This is a genomic window from Roseateles sp. P5_B10 (assembly GCF_056400485.1).
In genome coordinates, this window is sequence record NZ_JBFULE010001022.1 from 1 (window position 1) to 1,632 (window position 1,632).

Below are 1,632 nucleotides of genomic sequence, written 5' to 3' on the forward strand. Positions count from 1 at the left end.
CCGGAGAGGTGGAAGAGCATGGGCTCGTGCATATGGCCGCAGACCTGGATGCGCGCCGCGCTGGCGTGCAGGCTCTTCACGGCCTCGGCGCGGCCTTGCACGTATTCCCAGCCGTTGGGATCGAAGGCATTGGCATGCACGAACAGGCAATGGCCCGGCTCGCCGTGAGCCTGCAACGGCAGCCGCGCGAGAAAGCGCAACTGGTCTTCGTTCAGCTGGGCGCGCGTCCAGTCGATGACCGCGCGGGCATCGGGGTGCATGCCCGGGGTGCCGCCATGGACCACGGCTTCATCGTGGTTGCCCTGCACGGCGATGGCGCCATCGGTGACCAGGGCCATGACCTGATCGACCACCCAGGCCGGGTCGGCGCCGTAGCCGACGAAGTCGCCCAGCAGCGCATAGCGCGTGGCGCCCTGGGCCCGCGCGTCCGCCAGGACGGCTTGCAGGGCCTGTTTATTGGCATGAATGTCTGTGATGAAAGCCCAACGCATGGGCCGCAGCTTGCCACGAAGGGCTGACGCCGGCCCAACACCGGGTCAGGGGGCGGCGAGATCGGGGCGGATATCGGCCAGGGATGCGAGCAGGCGTTGCGCGGTTGCCGGGTCGCGCGGGGCCAGCGCTTGCGCGATTCGGCGCAGCGGTTCGGCAGCGGGCCGGAAGTCGGGGCTTTGGCGCAGTACGGCCAGCAGCGGCGGGCCGACGCGGGCCAGCATGACGGCCGGGTCTGCGCTGGGTGTGGTGCGGCGGCCCAGGTCCAGGTAGTCGCGGCGGGCCTGGGTGTAGGCCGAGAGGCGCGCGGCCGCTGCGGCATCCGGCTGGGCGAGCAGGGCGGTCATGTCGACGCTCACCTCGCCCAGCAGCGCCAGCAGGCGGTCGCGCGGTGCGGAGTCGGGCGCATAGGTGACGCGCGGTGCGCGGTAGGCCACCCAGGGGCGGTCGTCGGTGTTCAGCGGCGCGTCCGCGGCGAGGCGGCGCAGCGCTGGGGCGTCGGCGATGAAGCTGCCGAGCACGGCGAAGCTGTCGCCAAGGCCGAAATGCCCAGCCAGCACCGGCACCACCCTCGGCGCAAAGCGGGTATCTCCGATTCGCCCGACAAGGCCCAGCGTGGGTGTGTCCAGGCTGTTGCTGGCGAGGATGGCGGCGCCATCGGGAAAGGCCTGCAGGAAGGCCGCCGTGATGCTGCGCAGCGTTTCCAGGTCGAGCTGGTGCAGCGGCAGCCATTGGCAGAACAGGCCTCGCGGCGCAAGCCGCTCGCGCACGGCGCGGAAATGCTCGACCGTGTAGAGAGCACCCGAGCCACTGCGGGCGGGATGGAAGTTGTCGGAGACGATGACGTCGTAGTGCCGCGCGGTGGTGCGTACGAAGCGGCGCGCATCGGCGGCCAGCAGGCGCGGGCTGGGGCCTTCGCCCAGCGCGGGGCGGAACATCGCGGCGGCTTCGATCACTTCGGGCAGCAGCTCGACGGCTTCCACCTGCACGCCGGGCAGCCGCGCGGCCACGCCGGCAGTGATGCCCGAGCCCAGGCCGAGGAAGAGGGCGCGCTGCGGCGCCGGATGCAGCAGCAGCGGCAGCAGGGCCTGGCGGCCGTCGACATGCAGCGTCGCGCTGCTGCCTTCCTGCTGGCGGTTGTTG

At 71.6% G+C, this 1,632-nt stretch carries 2 protein-coding genes; both read right to left on the reverse strand.

Annotation, left to right across the window (positions count from 1 at the left end; genetic code table 11):
- The coding region (locus AC1DU6_RS30390) for a metallophosphoesterase family protein (protein WP_477861796.1) at positions 1 to 491 on the reverse strand (491 nt) is incomplete at its 3' end.
- Positions 492 to 536: 45 nt separating this feature from the next.
- A partial coding sequence (locus tag AC1DU6_RS30395) for a spermidine synthase (RefSeq protein ID WP_477861797.1) occupies positions 537 to 1,632 on the reverse strand: 1,096 nt, incomplete at its 5' end.